Origin of the sequence: Streptomyces alboniger (genome assembly GCF_008704395.1) — a bacterium.
GTDB classification, from domain to species: Bacteria; Actinomycetota; Actinomycetes; order Streptomycetales; family Streptomycetaceae; genus Streptomyces; species Streptomyces alboniger.
In genome coordinates this window covers 100123-114648 of sequence record NZ_CP023695.1, presented here as the reverse complement: position 1 = coordinate 114648, position 14526 = coordinate 100123, and the positions used below count along the sequence as shown (strand labels likewise).

The following is a 14526-nucleotide window of genomic DNA, read 5'->3' as shown; positions in this document are numbered from 1 at the left end:
GGGCCGCCTACGGTGAGGGGGCCGTCAGACTCCGGTCAGGGTGAACGTACCCGAACCGTCCTGCCTGCCACTGGAGTACTGGCGGATCAACTCCCCGTCCGCGTACCGGTCGTATCCCAACATGGAGCCGGTGTGCTTGTTCTGCACACCGATCTTCGAGCTGCCGGGTACGTCGCGGTAGATGTAGAACCGCTGGAGGTCGTCCTCTGCACACGTGGCCGACGTCAGATAGGCCTGCTCCTGGTTGGCGATGTTCGCCGGAATGGCTGCGCACCGGCCGTTGCCCCAGTTCCACAAGGTCGCCTCGAGAACTCCGTTGTTGTCCGTGACGTTGCACAGACGCCAGTTGTCCAGGTGGGCACTGGTCCAATTGGATTGGCGCAAGCGGATGCCGTCGTTGGCCAGGGCCGGTGCGCTCCAGTTCAGAGGCTTACCGGGGACGTCGATTTTGTAGACGCCTGCCTGGCAGGACAGGTCGGCTTGCGCGGTACGCCCGGGGGCCTTGGGCCGTTGGGCGGACGAGCCGCTGGTGGGAGCCTTGCGGTGCAGGAGGCGGTCTTGCGTCTGCTTCGCTGTCGGGGCCACCGCACCCGCGGGGTGCTTGGCCTTCGCGGCGGGTGAGCCGCAATCGAGGAGGCCCTTTGCCTTGGCCATGATGCTGTTGGCCGGCACGGAGTCCTCGCAGCGCACCGCGCCTTCCTCAAGGGTGGTGTAGGTGGTGAAGCTGCCGCTGCCGGGCCCCTCGATCCACTTCAGCGCCCACCCTCCGTCGCCTTGTTGGACGCGGTTGCAGTTGAGGCTTCCGTACGTGCCGGTGACCTTCTTCGTGCCCTTGTAGACGCCGTAGTAGCCGGGCCGGGAGAAGTTCCAATTGACCGTGTTCGACTCGCTGCTGGTGGAGGTGTAGTTGACCTGAACATTCAGGCCCAGGCTCGCGCCGACGGAGCCGAGGGTCTCGACGGCGAAGCTGCCCTGGACGTTGCCGTTGAGGCCGACGGAGACCGAGATGGTGGTCTGGGTGCTAGTGGTGACGCTGTGGTTGCCGGTGGTGCCCTGGGTTACGTACCAGCCCTTGAAGTGGGTGATCTCAGGGGTGACTTCGGTCGTCTTGACGTACGGGCGGCGCGTGCCGAGGTTGGCCGCCGTGCAGACGTCGCCGGGTTTGACCTGCGTGGCTGCGGACTTCGTGGGTGCGGCCGAGGCCGGTGAGACGGTGAGGCCCACCGTGGCGACAGCGGCCGAGGCCGCACAGGCCATGAACGCTCTGCCTATGCGGCTGACGGGTCTTATGGGGCGCATCGTTGCCCTTTCCCCCTGGTCGTGTGTGTCCGGTCAAGGGGTGAATGTAGTGGCCACGGGGGGTGGGGGTGTGACCCCGCAATGAGCCAAAGGTGATGACGAAGGGGCTTGTTCTGCCTCTGGCGCACACGGGCGCCGGACCGGTTCCATCCCTAACGGACCCGTACGCCACGAAACAAGGAGACCACCCTTTGAAACACGCCAGACGGCTGCTCGCGGCGATAGTCTCGCTCGCCCTGACCGCAGTTCTCATCGCCCTGGGCGTCTCACCGGCTGCCGCCGCGCCACGATCGGCGGCCCCCGAGGGCCACGGCACCTGCACGGCCACCACTCCCGGCTCCCAACTCGCACGCCAGGGCGCGGTACGGACCTGCGTCAAGGAACGGCCCATCACCGCCAGGGATCTCGCGCGTATCCGCGCCAGCACCACCGCTCTTTCCGGGGTTGCCGCCGCCCCCCGGGAGGACGTCGACCCCGGGGACAACCCGGATGCCAGCCCGGAGGCGCTGTGCACCTCCAAGAAGCGGCAGGATGTCGTCGCCAATCGCCACGCCTATTGCATGCGGCACGCCATCGTGTACCTGCTTGAGAACCACGCCGGGGACACGATCGGCACCGCCGAACTCCTGGTCACGGCCCGATCCGCGGTGGACCCCTACAGCGTGCGATGGCAGGAGAACATCGCCGTCTTCGCCGGCAACTACAACGGTGTCTCCGCCGTGAGACTGGCTCTGTCGTCGTCGTGCACCGTATGCATGCCGGGGCCACCAGCCTGGGGCGGCAGGGCCATAGAGCTGCGTGCGGGTGAGGAGGACCAGAGCGGACAGCTCTCCTACGAGAGCACTAACCGGGGTGGTCACGAGCGCTCGCGCAGCGTGATCGCCTACCAGAGCCAGACGGAGAGCCCCGACGCGGAGTACCCCGTCATCAGCTATGGGCAGTGGGCGGGCCCCGCCGTGGCCTGTGACGGAATGGTCGGCGGCAATCCCGGCTGCATCGCCACTGACAACCAGGCCAGGGTTGTCCTCAGCAAGTCCCAGTACGGTGCCGCCGCAGTGGCCTACGAATGGGCGCAGAACAACCTGAGCGACAACAACGCCATGGGCACCGCGAAAAGGCCGCTCACGCGTGACGGTGACGACGCGAGGGCAAAGAGCAGGAGTTACTACACCTGCAAGGCTCCCCCGAAGCCCTTCGTAGCCGACCCTACCGTCGTGAATGATGAATGTGACGAGTTCCCCTTCGCCAGGACCCGCCAGGGCGGCACGATCGGCTCCATGTGCGCGGAGATCATCCCCCGCTACGTAGGCGGCGGCGCATGGCGGGTCGACGTCATACGCGACGAACCGGTCGCACCCTGCATCAGGGCTCATGTCCCCTCAGACCAGAACCAGAACGCGGGGCGGTCCCTAGGCCGTCAGGTCCAGTCAGAGCGCATCCTCCAAGGCGAGGCGTACCAGGTGGTCATCACCCCCTAGGCGGCAGTCCTCCCTCCCCGGGTGGCCGGGGTGAGCGCGGCCTTGTGTCTCGTCGCGGTGCTTGCGCCGCTCGGGCTCGGCGACGATGCGCAGGCCGTTTGGCTCGCCGATCGGACCGACTGACGAAGTCCCAGGCCGGCACGCGGATTGGACATGCCGATCGCTGTCTTACGGGGTGGGTGCAGACGGTCCGGCCCGGAGAGGGGCCTATGCCCGGGATGTCGTCGAAGTAGTTGGGCTCGCTGCCAAGGAGCAACTCCGTGCGGGGGCACAGGCCTTGTTGCTGGGTGGCTTCGGCCAGGCGGCGTGCAGTGCTGAACGACTGTGACCTTCACTCCGGTTATTGGTCATGTGGCTTGATGAGGCCCTTGTTGACCTGGGGTGATAACGGATGCTGACCAATGCGAACATTAAACATGCACCTAGGCAGGCAGCTGTGACCGGATAGCCCGGCAGTAGCGAAGGACAGCAGGAGGTGCACCAGATTCCTGCACAGATCACCGTGACGAAGCCGCCTGCCGTCACGGACTCCCGCAACAAGCTCCTCGCGGCCATGGGAGCCGAGGCCCAGTACGCCGCCGAGAAGTCGGCTGGTCAGGCGCCCGCGGCCCTGGTGGAACTCGCCCGCGCCTACGCGCTGGTGACCAGCAGCCGCGACGCTCTCCTCAGCCAAGAGGACAAGGGTGCCAGCTTCAGAGACTGCGGTCCCCATGGCGAACGTGCCTTTTGCAGCGTGCTCTGAAGCTGAGTGAAACAACTCGCGATGCGAGCAGGGTGGCCTCCAAGAGTCCCTTCTCCATCCGGCGATATGACGTTCGATCGCCCCCCTTTGGTCGCTCGCTGTCCTTTGCTGCCCTTTGCCACCGCACCGCCTGGTCAGTGCCTTTGGTGTGGCTCCGGGCCATTTCCGTGGCGACCGGCACCTGGGCCCGCCACGGGGCCGCTCTGGCCGACTCGTCAGGGCGAGGGCGGAGCTGGTGTGGCTACGCTCCCAGGACTTTGTCGAAGTAGCCGGGACCCGTGGCGGGCAGCACGACCGGGGCATGTGTGGAGCGGGGGTGGGTCTGGGTCTGCCAGCCGTGATAGCCGCTCATCCAGGCTTCAATGGTCTCCACGTAGGTGCCGACGGCAGTTTGTTCCGGGCCGGGTTCTGCCTGCCTGTCTTGCCCGCGGCATTGCACGGATGTGCCGATGTCTCTCGCCCCACCTTCGAGGTGCCTGTCTGGCCTGGTTGTTGGTCGTGCTGCATCTGGGTGCCTCGCCTTGTCTCTACGGCGGTGGGGTGGGGGTGGGGTTGTCGAGGGTGAGGGCGGTGCAGCGGACGCCGCCGCCGCCTTTGCGGAGTTGGGTGGTGTCGAGTTCGGCTACGGTCAGGTCGCGGTCGCGCAGGGTGGCGGCGAGTTTGGGGGCGCCGGTGGTCATGGTGACGGTGGTGCCGTCGCTGATGAGGTTGAGGGCGAATGCGCGGGCTTCTTGCGCATCGACTTCGATGAGGTCCAGGCCCAGGTCGTGTAGGCGGCTGTGGCTTGGGGCCGTGAGTGCCTGGGGGTGGTAGGCGAGGGTGTGTGTGTCGATGACTGCGAGGGCCAGGTCGAGGTCGTACCACTGGTCGCTTGTGGTTTGTAGGGGTATGGTCTCGTGGCCGAACAGCTCGGCGAGGATGGGGTGTATGCGCCGGTCGGTGCGGCGGCCGTGTCCGGCGAGGAGGAACGGGCCGCAGGCCAGTGCGTCGCCTTGGCCACTGAAGGGGTAGGGCGCGTCGTAGACGTCGAGTCCGTTTTCTTTGAGTGCGGCGCGGAAGTAGGGGATTTCGTGCTGGCGCGCGGGTGGCGGGGCGCCCAGTAATGCGCGCTGGTCGCAGACGAATGCGCCGTTGGCTGTGTAGACCATGTCGGGGCACTGGGGGGCTGACTCCATGATGCGGACGGTGCGTCCGGCCGCTCGGTGCGCGGCGGAGATTGCCTCGTGCTCGGCCAGGGCTGCCTTGGTGTCGGGCTGGCAGCTCATGTCCATGTACGGGTTGATCTCGTAGACGATGCGGTAGTGGGCGGCGCTGGACATCAGCAGGTCACGGTTCATGAGGGATCTCCGGACGAAGAGGAGCCTGCGGGCCAGGCGTTCGCACGGCGGGTGGCACGGGCCGCAGGACAGGGGGAGGTTGATGCTGTGTCAGCAGACAGTGTGTCTCCTGTGGGGTGGTCGCACTACTGTGGCGTATTTTGCGCTGGGTGTCCTGCCGGCAAGACATGTTCGATGGTCAGGAGAGAGGCTTTGGGTTCCCTGGGGCTGCGTGTCCCGGAGGTATCTCGGCCAGTTGCGCAGCGGGATGGTCTGCGGGCCTCAGTGATTTCCTGCGGCGAGGGCGGCAAAGGCGGCATGTGGCTGCGCAGCAGCAGGTTCAGGTTCGGCTTGCGGGGCCATCACCGGCGCGGTGATGGGCTGGCGGCCGGGTGTTTCACTACGTCGGCTCGGCCGTGCGTGGGGAAACAGGTTTCGCCCGGGGGATGTGCGGGTCGCTGATGGCTCGGGGCGCGCTTCTTGGCGTTGGTCTGGCGGTGAGCATGGGTGGCGTCACGGGCGCAATGTGTTCTTAAGTTCTCTGCTAGGTGCCGTATAGGAGGGCGGGTGACGCTCGTTTTTTCTTCTCTTGGATAGGAGCGGGTATGTCCAGCGTTGTGAGCGGGTCCGGTGCGGCTGTGGGGGCGGGTCCGGTGGCTTTGGTGACGGGTGGGTCGCGGGGGATTGGGCGGGCGGTCGCGGTGCGGCTGGCGCGTGATGGGTTTGATGTGGCGTTGTGTTACCACTCCGATGCGGCGGGAGCTGAGGTGACTGCCAAGGAGGTTCGTGGTGCCGGGCGGCGGGTGCTGGCCCGGCGGGTTGATGTTGCCGATCGTGAGGGGGTTCGTGGGTTTGTTGCTGATGTTGAGGCTGGGTTCGGGCCGATTGCGGCGGTGGTGGCGTCTGCGGGGATCACCCGGGATCGGCCGCTGATGCTGATGTCGGATGAGGAGTGGGACGTGGTGCTGCGGACCAATCTTGAGGGTACGGCGAACGTGTTGCGTGCGGTGGCGCGGCCGATGGCCCGGCGGGGTGCGGGGGCGGTGGTGACGCTGTCGTCGGCTGCGGGGGTGGTGGGTCAGGCGGGGCAGGCGAATTATTCGGCGTCCAAGGCGGGGATTATCGCGCTGACGCAGGCGATGGCGAGGGAGTTCGCGCGGCTGGGGGTGCGGGCCAATGTGGTGGCGCCGGGTTTTATCGATACCGGCATGGTTGCCGGGGTGTCCAGGAGCGCTGTGCTGGAGCGGATACCGCTGCGTCGTCTGGGCACGCCGCAGGAGGTGGCTGCGATGGTCTCCTATCTGCTCTCGCCCGAGGCGGGGTATGTGACGGGGCAGGTGTTCCGTATCGATGGCGGGGTGGCGCTGTGAGCGGCTGCCTGTGCCCGTGCGGCGCCCTGTTGGCTGTTAGCCGTTAGCTGGTGATGTCGGGTATGCGGGGTGTGTTCAACAGGCTTGTGATCAGGTTGTTGAGGGAGTTGATGGTGCGTGCGTGGTGTAGCTGGTTGGGGGGCAGTTCCAGCTGGTAGTGCTTTTCGAGTTGGGCGACGATCTCGATGAGGTTGAGGGAGTCGGCCCGGTAGAAGTTGATGAAGTCCTGGTCGTCGTCGATCTCGTTCACGTTCAGGTCCAGAACGCCGGCGACGGTCGACCGGATGTGTGCGGCGGTGTGGCTGGGGTGCTGCGTGTCTGGGTGGCCGGGTCGCTGCATGGTCTGTCCTTGGGTCGGGGCCGGGGTCGGGGCCGGGGCTGGGGTTGGTCGCAGGTGGTGACGGTGGCGGTGGCGGGGTTGGGGTCTTAGGTGGGGGTGGGTCGGGGTTGTGAGGTGATGAGCAGCGAGCCGGTGTTGAGGACGGTGTTGCCTTTGGTGTGGGTGTGGCCGGTGAACTGGCAGGCGGTGGGGGAGCTGTGGGTGAGGTGGACTTCGTGGTGGAGGGTGTCGCCGGGCAGGGGCGGGGTGTGGAAGGTCAGGTCGTTGAGGGCGATGAGGAGGGGGATGTGATCGGGTGGGGCGAGGCGGGCCAGTGTCCATAGCAGGGAGCAGGCCTGGCCGAGGGATTCGATGATGAGGGCTTGGGGGTAGGCGAAGCCGGTGAGGGGTGTGCCCGGGGGGAGGTGGTGGTAGCAGGTTTCGGAGCCGGTGATCGCTTTGGTGGCGGTGAGGGAGGTGGGGGAGAAGTGGGGACGGTGTCGAGGAGGACCATGGGGGGGCGCTGGCGGAGCAGGCCGCGTACTTGTGCGTGGTCAAGCATGGGCCGGTACGGGTGTGAAGGTGGCGTCGAGTTCGGCGGCCAGTTGGTCCTCGCACTGGTCCTCGCAGCGCATGATCTGGGCGTGGGCGTGGATCTGTGTGCTGGGGGGTTGGCCGGGGCGCAGGTCGAGGGTGAGGTTGAGGTTGTCTGCCGGGTGCAGGGGCCTGACGAAGCGTGCCCGGTGCAGGTGGTGCAGGTGCAGGCTGGCGCCGTTGAGGCGGGTGGCGGCCTGCTGGACCCAGTCCATGATGAGTACGGCCGGCAGGATGGGGTGGCCGGGGTAGTGGCCGGCCATGTGGGCGGCGCCGAGGTCTGCCGGTAGCCGCACGGTGGCGTGTGTGCCCTCACGGCTGTGCTCGTGGAAGGTCCAGGTCCAGGGGGTGGGCAGGGGGGACATGGCTGCTTGGGGTGCGGGGCTGTTCATGGTGGTCCTCAAGCCAGGCCCGGGTGGTTGAGCAGACGCCGGGCGACATCTTCCACGTATTCGGTGGTGGTGATGTCGGTGTCGAGGTAGGGGATGTGCTGGCGGGTTCGTTCGTACAGGGCGCGGGTGGCGGTGGACAGGCCTTGGGTGCCGCGGATGTCGATGGCCTGGCAGGCGCACAGGAGCTCGAAGGCCACGACGTGGGCGACGTTGTGCAGTGCTTCGCGGGCGCGGCGTGCTGCGACGAAGCCGAAGGAGACGATGTCCTGGAAGTCGGCGGTGGTGGTCAGGGACTGGATGGACATGGGCATGGCCATCGCGCGGGTTTCCGCGGTCAGTGAGGCGGTCATGAACTGCCCGCCCATCAAGCCCAGGCGCAGGCCCGGGTTTTCCCGGCACAGGAAGGGCGGCAGGCCGTTGCTGTTGCTTTGGTCCAGGTAGCGGTCGACGCGGCGGTTGGAGAGGTTCATCAGGGTGGTCAGGGCGATGACCAGGTGGTCCATGGCCATGGCGACGTACTGTCCGTGGAAGTGCCCGTTGTGGAAGACCTCCTTCTCGTCGGGGTTGATGAGGGGATTGTCGTTGGAGGAGTTCAGTTCGTCCTCGACGGTCTGCTCGGTGGTGGCCAGGCTGTCCAGGACGGGTCCCAGGATCTGGGGTGTGCAGCGTATGGAGTAGGCGTCCTCGATCGGCTGGGAGCCGGCCTGGGCGGTGTCTGCGATCTCGGCTGCGAGGAGTTGTTCGATGTCGAGTTCGTCGACGGCGAGCTGGGAGTCGGCCAGGGTCTGCCACAGGTAGGCGGCGACCTGGCGCTGTCCGCGGTGCGGTTTGAGTGCGTGGACCCGGGGGTCGAAGGGTTTGGTTTTGCCGCCCAGTGCTTCCACGGACAGCGCCGAGATGAGGAGGTAGGCCTGGACGAGGCGGCGGGCCGCCTGGAGGGTGAGTGCGCTCAGGCCGACCATGCCCGAGGTGCCGTTGATGAGGGCGAGGCCTTCTTTGTAGCTGAGTTCCATGGGGGCGATGCCGGCCTGGCTGAGGGCCTGGGCGCCGGGCAGGACCTTACCGCCCAGGCGTGCTTTCCACTGGCCTATGCACACCAGTGCGATGGCGGCGAGCGGGCCGAGGTCGCCGCTGGTGCCCAGGGAGCCCTTCTGCGGTACGCAGGGCGCGATGCCCGCGTTGAGCACGGCGATGAATGTGTCCAGGTTGGCCAGGGAGATGGCGGAGTTGCCGCGGGAGAGCGAGGCGATGCGGGAGGCCATGATGGCGCGGACGGCGGTGTCGTCCAGGTGTTCGCCTACGTTGGTCGCCACCGCGTTCAGCAGGTTCTCCTGGAGCTGGCGTGCCTGGGAGACGGGGACGAGCCAGTCGACGAAGCCGCCCATGCTGGTGGTGACGCCGTAGATGATCCGGCCCTCGGCGACGAACTTTTCCAGGGTGCGCCGGGAGGCCTCCACCCGCTGGCGCACGGCACTGTCCAGGGCCAGAGCGGGCTTTGGTGCGGCGGCGATCGACTCGATGTCCGCCAGCCGTACGCGGCGATCGAGCGAGAGGGTGTAGGTCATACCGCACTCCTTGGTGTCGGGTCGGTGCCGGCGCTCGCGTTTGGGGCGGCGGTGGTCACCAGGCGTGCGAGCCGTGCCCGGTCGGCCTTGCCGTTCTCGGTCAGGGGCAGATCGGCCAGGGGCCTGATCCGGCGCGGTGTCATGTAGGCCGGCAGGTGTCTGGCGCAGTGGGCGAGTGCTGCGGGCTCATCGAAGGGCGCTGTGATGTCTTTGAGGACTATGCCGGCCATCAGGACGTGCTCGCCGCCGCGCGGCACGAGGGTGGCCGCGGCCGAGGCGATGGCAGGGTGCTGGGCCAGCACGCTCTCTACTTCGCCCAGTTCGACGCGGTGGCCGCGGATCTGCACCTGCGCGTCGGCGCGGCCGACGAAGTGCAGTTCGCCCCGCTCGTCGAGGCAGGCCAGATCGCCGGTGCGCAGCACTGTGTGCCCGTGCCGGGCCTGGAGCGGGTCGGGGACCAGGACCTGGGCGGTGGCCGCGGGATCGTTCCAGTAGCCGCTGAACAGGGCGGGGCTGCGCAGGTAGATCTCTGCGATCACTCCTGGGCGGGTGACGGCACGTCCGGCGCTGTCCACCAGGATCATCTCGGCTCCGCGGTGGGCGTGCCCGATGGACAGCGTGCGCTGGTGGGCTGGCAGCGGGTCGGGTACCTCGGTGAAGGAGGCGGCCATCGACTCGGTCGCGCCGTAGCCGTTGACCAGGCGGGTGCCGGGCAGCATCTGTTGCAGGCGGCGTAGTTCGGCCAGGGGGAAGCTCTCGCCGGCGAAGATGACCGAGCGCACCTGGTCCAGTTGTTTCAGCAGCTGCGCATCGTGGCGCAGGAGCGGACGCCACAGCGAGGGCACGCCATGGACCTGGGTGACGCGGGCCTTGCGCAGGAACGTGACCATGCGCCTGGGCGAGTCGAGGCAGGTGCGGGGGACCGGTACCAGGGTTGCCCCGCTGCCCAGGGCGAGACCGATCCCAAAGAGCGCGAAGTCGAACTGGAGCGGAGAGGTGCTGGCGATGCGGTCGCACTGGCTCACCAGTTGGTCCGCGATCACCGCGCGCAGGAAGGTGACGATCGCCCGGTGGCTCATGACCACGCCCTTGGGGCGTCCGCTGGAGCCGGAGGTGAAGATGATGTAGGCGGTGTCCAGGGCCAGGACGTTCCGGCGCCGCCGTGTGGGGCGCGCGGGCGCCTTGTCGATGCTCAGTCCGCTGAGAGCGAAGCGGGCGGTGCCCCCGGCCCAGGGCAGCTCGGGCCGGCCTGGGCCGTGCGCCCGGGCGTACAGCGCGGCATCGAGCGACGTCAGGATCGTCATCAGGCGGTTGTCGGGCATCTGCGCGCTGACGGGGACGAACGCCAGGCCCAGCTTGGAGCAGGCCAGCAGCAGTGCCACTGCCGCCGCGCAGCTGGGTGCTTCCACCACGATGCGCTCGCCGACCTCAAGGCCGAGCAGTTCCAGGGTTTGGGTGTATTGCTCTGCGAGCGCGGCCAGCTGCCGGTAGGAGATGTCGGTGAGCGTGCCGCTCTCATCTGCTTCCACCACGGCGGCCTTGTCCGGTGTGCGGGCGGCGGGGGCCAGGAGGTAGTCATAGAGGTTGTCCGCGGTGGGCTCCTCACCTTGCACGGTCTCTCCCTGTCCTGTGCGCTGCATGGGGTGTGCGGCTCACGGGGGCACACCCCGTGAGGACGGCGATGGCCAGCAGGCCGTCGGGGTCGGCCGCGACGATGACGGCAGGCAGCCTCGTCTGGTCGAGGAGCCTTGCGAGCTGGAGCAGGGCGTGGGCGCTGTAGCAGTCCCCCATCCGCTCCTCGTCGTTGGTGTGTGCCGCCTTGGGCAGGGCGTGGGCGAGTTGGCTGCGCTGGGCCTCATCCACCGCAGCAACACCGGTGTGGCGAAAGGCGACGGCTGCCACCTCCGGGGCGCTCACGCCTGCGCGTGCCAGCGTCCGGGTGAGCGCGCGGGTGAACTGCCCGGCGCCGAAGCCGGCGACCGCCCGCACGTCCACGGCGGCCAGGACCGCGTGTGCTGTGCGGCCGGCGGCGCGGGCCTGGTGGCTGCTCTCCATCAGGAAAGCGGCCGCGCCCTCGCCCTGGACCTGTGGGCCGCGGGCCGCCTGGGCAACCCATGACGTGGGCGGGGTGTATTCCTCCGAGGCGGCTGCGAGCATCGCGTCGGTGTGCTGGGCCCTGAGCATGATCATGGCGTGGCGCAGTACGGCAAGGCCGCTCGCCGGTCCGGCGGCGACGGTCGCGTTGGCGCCGCGCAGGCCGTAGGCGATGGCGGTGGCTCCCGCGGGTGCACTGAGTACGCAGTGGGAGGTCTTGGCGGCGGCCACCATCTGCGGACGCGGCTGGGTGAAGGTGTCCATGCCGAATTCGGCCATGCCGGTGATGCTGCCCGCTGCCGTGCCCAGGGTGACGCCGATGCGCTCGCGGCTGTCCTGGTTCACCTGCCAGCCCGCGTCGTTGAGGGCTTGGCCGCAGGCGGCCATGGCCAACTGGGCGCTGCGGTGGTTGTATTGGGCGGTTTTGCGGCCCAGCAGTGCCTGGCCGTCGAAACAGGCGGCGGTGAAGGCCGGCGCCGAAGGCGCAGGGTGCGCCTTAGGGAGGGGGTCGGGCCAGATGGTCCCCTGGCCCGAGATCACGATGTGCATGGAGCGCTCCCGAAGACGACGATGGCGTTGTTGCCGCCGAAACCGAAGGCGTTGTTCTGGGCCACGCGCACGGTTGCCTCCCGGGCGGCGCCGGCCACGGGATCGATGCCGTGCAGGTCCGGGTCCCGGTGGCGGTGGTTGATGGTGGGCGGGATGAAGCCCCTGCTGATCGCCAGTGCGCAGGCGATGCTGCCAAAGCCGCTGGCCGCCCCCATGGTGTGGCCCAGCATGGACTTCAGGGAGCTGAGCGGTGGCATCGCGTGGCCGTACACGCTGTGAATGGCCTGAGCCTCCACTTGGTCGTTGAGGCGGGTGCCTGTGCCGTGCGCGCAGATGTAGTCGACCTCCTGCGGCCGTACCCCCGAGCGCCGCAGCGCGCTGTCCATGGTCCGCGCGATGCTTTTCACCTCCGGCGCCGAAGGGTGGTGGGCATCGCAGCTGAGCGCGTATCCCAACACCTCGGCGTAGATGCGGGCACCGCGCTCGCGTGCGCCGTCAAGGCTCTCCAGGACCAGTGCCGCACCGCCCTCCGCGGTCAGCATGCCGTCCCGTTCCCGGTCGAAGGGCCGGCAGGTGTCCTTGGCGAGGGCGCCCAGGCGGTGGAAGGCGGCATGGGTGAACCGGCTCACCGCGTCGGCGCCGCCGGCCACAGCCACGGGCGCCTCGCCCAAGGCGACGAGGTCAAAGGCGTAGCCGAGGGCGCAGTTGGCCGCCGCGCACGCGGCCGAGAACGTCATCGTCTCGCCCGTGGCGCCCAGTTCCTGGGCGGCGGCCAGGGCCAGGCGGCCGGCGGGCAGCTGGGCGGCGAGCGCGGCGTCAGGCACGCGGTCACCGTTCAGGTGCCAGGACTCGGTCATCGCCACGACGTGGGGTATCTCGCCCGATGTCGTTCCCATGAGGACGGCCGTGTCCTCGCCGACGTCGTCAAGGCCGGCGTCGTCGGCCGCCAGGCGGGCCGCGGCCGCGGCCAGGAGCGAGGCCCGCCCCCACTCGGCGACGTCCAGCTGGGTGAGTACGTCCCCGGCCTTGAAGTCCGTGACCTCGCCTGCCATCTGGTGCTCGAACCCCGACACGTCGAACGAGGAGATCCGCGAGATGCCGCTCTTGCCCGCCCGCACGGCGTGGCAAAAATTCTCCGCGCCAACTCCGATGCTCGACACCGGGCCGAGGCCGGTGATGACCACGCGGTGCACTGCGGCTACCATCCCGCCGCGTCGGCCACGACCTTGTACGTGGAGGAAAGATCGGTCATCTTCTCCAGGTCGCTCGCCTCGATCATGACGTGGTAGCGCTGCTCGATCCGGCTCAGCAGTTCCACGGCCAGCAGGGAGTCGGCGCCCAGGTCTTCGGTGAAGCTGGCGGCCCGCTCCACTTCTTCGGGTTCCACGGTGAAGATGTCCGCTGCCATGTCCCGCAGCTCCGCCATTCGATCCGACAGCATGGTGAGGTTCCTCCTTGGGTGCCAAGAGCAGGACGAGAGGCGGTTCAGCGCGCGCGGTAGCGGGCGGTGAGCTTTTCCAGTTCGGCGACCAGTTCGCTCGGTGCCGGCTGCGTGGCCTGTTCCCTGCGCAGCCTCTGGGCGCCCTCCTTGAACGCCGGCTCCTCAAGCAGCCGCACCAGGCACTCCCGCACCCGCTGCCCACACAGGTGCGGCCGTGGGATGTAGAGGCCGCCGCGGGCTGCTTCCAGCAGCGGGGCACGCAGGTCGATGTCACCGACCACCCGGCCGACCATCAGCTGCGGAACGCCGCTTGCGATCGACTCCATGAATGCGGGAATCCCGCCGTGATGGATCACAGCTGAGCATGTGGGGACCACCGCGTGCAAGGGGACGAACTCCGTCAGCATCGCGTTGGAGGGAATCCGCGACAGATTCCTGCGCACCTTTTCCGGTGCCGTCACCACCAGTTCGATGTCCAGATCGGCCAGACAGTCGAGTATCTGCTGCAACTGCCGTACGGAAACAGCCTGGTATTCCCTTCCCTTCTTCTGGCTGATCCCGAAAGTGGCCAGAACGCGCGGCTTCTTCGGGGTGCTCCGGGCCCAGTGCGCTATGACGGCGGGCCCGTGGTAGGAGACATAGCGCAGGGGCAGGTGCGGCACATCCGAATCCAGCCGCATGGATCCCAGCATGTGCTCGATGGTGAAGTGCCCGGTCACCATCTCCTCGCTGAACGACGTCCCGAACTTAGCCGCCCAGCCCCCCAGCCAGTCCGCCAGTGCGTCCTCCCGCCGGTGAGGTGCCTGCTCTTTCCTCAGCCGGAGGAAAGCGCGCCTGGACCAGGCGTCGACATCGATCTCGGAGCGGATGCGCGCGCTGGCCGCGCCGGTGGCGCGGGCCACGATCGCCCCCGCGTGGCTCATCCACTCCCATACCACCAGATCCGGCTTCCACCAGCGGCAGTAGTCGACCAGCTCCTCGACCATCGCATCGTTCACGCCCTGAAGGATCTGCGTGAAATACCGCGTGCGCAGGCGCAGCCGGTCCCAGGTCAGCGCCTCCTTGGTGGCAGAGGCGAAATCGAAGAAGAAGTCGTCCCTGGACCCGAGCTGCTCCAGCATCCGCACAAGCTCCACCTGTTCCTCGGTGAACTGCTCGTACATCGTCTTCAGGACATCGCCCGGCCCGGCCACCACCGCCGTCAGGCCCGAGGCGGTCAATGACTCGGCCAAGTCCGGGCTGCTCGCGACACGCACCTCGTGCCCCGCGGCCTGAAATGCCCAGCCCAGCGGGACCATCGGCTGGAAGTGGGTCCTCCAGGGCCAGGACACGATCAGGACGCGCACAGCACCAGCTCCTTTACCGAC

General features: G+C 68.0%; 14 protein-coding genes. 3 read left to right on the top strand and 11 right to left on the bottom strand.

The genetic code is table 11. The annotated features are described in order from the left end of the window. Positions 1-24: 24 nt before the first annotated feature. Positions 25-1257, bottom strand: coding sequence for a hypothetical protein (locus tag CP975_RS00395; RefSeq protein WP_246201353.1), 1233 nt, complete (start codon positions 1255-1257; stop codon positions 25-27). Positions 1258-1490: 233 nt separating this feature from the next. Between CP975_RS00395 and CP975_RS00390 the strand changes: the two genes are divergently transcribed. Then, positions 1491-2777 (top strand): NucA/NucB deoxyribonuclease domain-containing protein, encoded by a 1287-nt coding sequence (locus CP975_RS00390; RefSeq protein ID WP_055530875.1) that lies wholly within the window; start codon positions 1491-1493, stop codon positions 2775-2777. 475 nt (positions 2778-3252) lie between these two features. Next, a complete protein-coding gene (locus tag CP975_RS00385) occupies positions 3253-3519 on the top strand; it encodes a hypothetical protein (RefSeq protein WP_055530874.1) in 267 nt (88 codons plus the stop codon). 241 nt (positions 3520-3760) lie between these two features. Here the strand turns inward: CP975_RS00385 and CP975_RS36175 are convergent, their stop codons facing one another. Both CP975_RS36175 and CP975_RS00375 read right to left on the bottom strand, forming a co-directional pair. Then, positions 3761-3892, bottom strand: coding sequence for a hypothetical protein (locus CP975_RS36175; RefSeq protein ID WP_281292813.1), 132 nt, complete (start codon positions 3890-3892; stop codon positions 3761-3763). Between the two features lie 154 nt (positions 3893-4046). After that, positions 4047-4856: a dimethylarginine dimethylaminohydrolase family protein gene (locus CP975_RS00375; protein WP_055536283.1), complete on the bottom strand. Its 810-nt coding sequence runs from the start codon at positions 4854-4856 to the stop codon at positions 4047-4049. A gap of 584 nt (positions 4857-5440) precedes the next feature. On the opposite strand from CP975_RS00375, the gene fabG reads away from it, so the two are divergent. Beyond that, positions 5441-6205 carry a 3-oxoacyl-ACP reductase FabG gene (gene fabG, locus CP975_RS00370; protein WP_150476439.1) on the top strand — a complete coding sequence of 255 codons (765 nt, stop codon included), beginning with the start codon at positions 5441-5443 and terminating at the stop codon, positions 6203-6205. 43 nt (positions 6206-6248) lie between these two features. Here fabG and CP975_RS34875 read toward each other — a convergent pair whose 3' ends face one another. From CP975_RS34875 to CP975_RS00330, 8 genes are all read right to left on the bottom strand, one after another. Then, positions 6249-6545 (bottom strand): acyl carrier protein, encoded by a 297-nt coding sequence (locus CP975_RS34875; protein WP_167532647.1) that lies wholly within the window; start codon positions 6543-6545, stop codon positions 6249-6251. Between the two features lie 533 nt (positions 6546-7078). Further along, positions 7079-7510, bottom strand: coding sequence for an ApeI family dehydratase (locus tag CP975_RS00360; RefSeq protein ID WP_150476437.1), 432 nt, complete (start codon positions 7508-7510; stop codon positions 7079-7081). Between the two features lie 8 nt (positions 7511-7518). Next, positions 7519-9075 (bottom strand): phenylalanine aminomutase (D-beta-phenylalanine forming), encoded by a 1557-nt coding sequence (locus CP975_RS00355; RefSeq protein ID WP_055535699.1) that lies wholly within the window; start codon positions 9073-9075, stop codon positions 7519-7521. Further along, a complete protein-coding gene (locus CP975_RS00350; RefSeq protein WP_246201352.1) occupies positions 9072-10688 on the bottom strand; it encodes an AMP-binding protein in 1617 nt (538 codons plus the stop codon). The genes CP975_RS00355 and CP975_RS00350 overlap by 4 nt, the downstream gene beginning before the upstream one ends. After that, positions 10678-11718, bottom strand: coding sequence for a beta-ketoacyl synthase N-terminal-like domain-containing protein (locus CP975_RS00345; RefSeq protein WP_055535695.1), 1041 nt, complete (start codon positions 11716-11718; stop codon positions 10678-10680). The genes CP975_RS00350 and CP975_RS00345 overlap by 11 nt, the downstream gene beginning before the upstream one ends. Further along, entirely contained in the window at positions 11706-12911 is a 1206-nt protein-coding gene (locus tag CP975_RS00340) for a beta-ketoacyl-[acyl-carrier-protein] synthase family protein (protein WP_055535693.1), read from the bottom strand. The genes CP975_RS00345 and CP975_RS00340 overlap by 13 nt, the downstream gene beginning before the upstream one ends. 5 nt (positions 12912-12916) lie before the next feature. Beyond that, positions 12917-13159, bottom strand: coding sequence for an acyl carrier protein (locus tag CP975_RS00335; protein WP_070321306.1), 243 nt, complete (start codon positions 13157-13159; stop codon positions 12917-12919). 44 nt (positions 13160-13203) lie between these two features. Then, the gene (locus CP975_RS00330; RefSeq protein WP_055535689.1) at positions 13204-14505 is read right to left on the bottom strand and encodes a nucleotide disphospho-sugar-binding domain-containing protein; all 1302 of its coding nucleotides are present in this window, start codon (positions 14503-14505) and stop codon (positions 13204-13206) included. Between the last annotated feature and the right edge of the window lie 21 nt (positions 14506-14526).

Coding starts and splice junctions, on each gene's coding strand:
- CP975_RS00395 (WP_246201353.1), bottom strand. CDS start 1,257: ATGGCCTGTGCGGCCTCGGCCGCTGTCGCCACGGTGGGCCTCACCGTC.
- CP975_RS00375 (WP_055536283.1), bottom strand. CDS start 4,856: ATGAACCGTGACCTGCTGATGTCCAGCGCCGCCCACTACCGCATCGTC.
- fabG (WP_150476439.1), top strand. CDS start 5,441: ATGTCCAGCGTTGTGAGCGGGTCCGGTGCGGCTGTGGGGGCGGGTCCG.
- CP975_RS34875 (WP_167532647.1), bottom strand. CDS start 6,545: ATGCAGCGACCCGGCCACCCAGACACGCAGCACCCCAGCCACACCGCC.
- CP975_RS00360 (WP_150476437.1), bottom strand. CDS start 7,510: ATGAACAGCCCCGCACCCCAAGCAGCCATGTCCCCCCTGCCCACCCCC.
- CP975_RS00355 (WP_055535699.1), bottom strand. CDS start 9,075: ATGACCTACACCCTCTCGCTCGATCGCCGCGTACGGCTGGCGGACATC.
- CP975_RS00345 (WP_055535695.1), bottom strand. CDS start 11,718: ATGCACATCGTGATCTCGGGCCAGGGGACCATCTGGCCCGACCCCCTC.
- CP975_RS00335 (WP_070321306.1), bottom strand. CDS start 13,159: ATGCTGTCGGATCGAATGGCGGAGCTGCGGGACATGGCAGCGGACATC.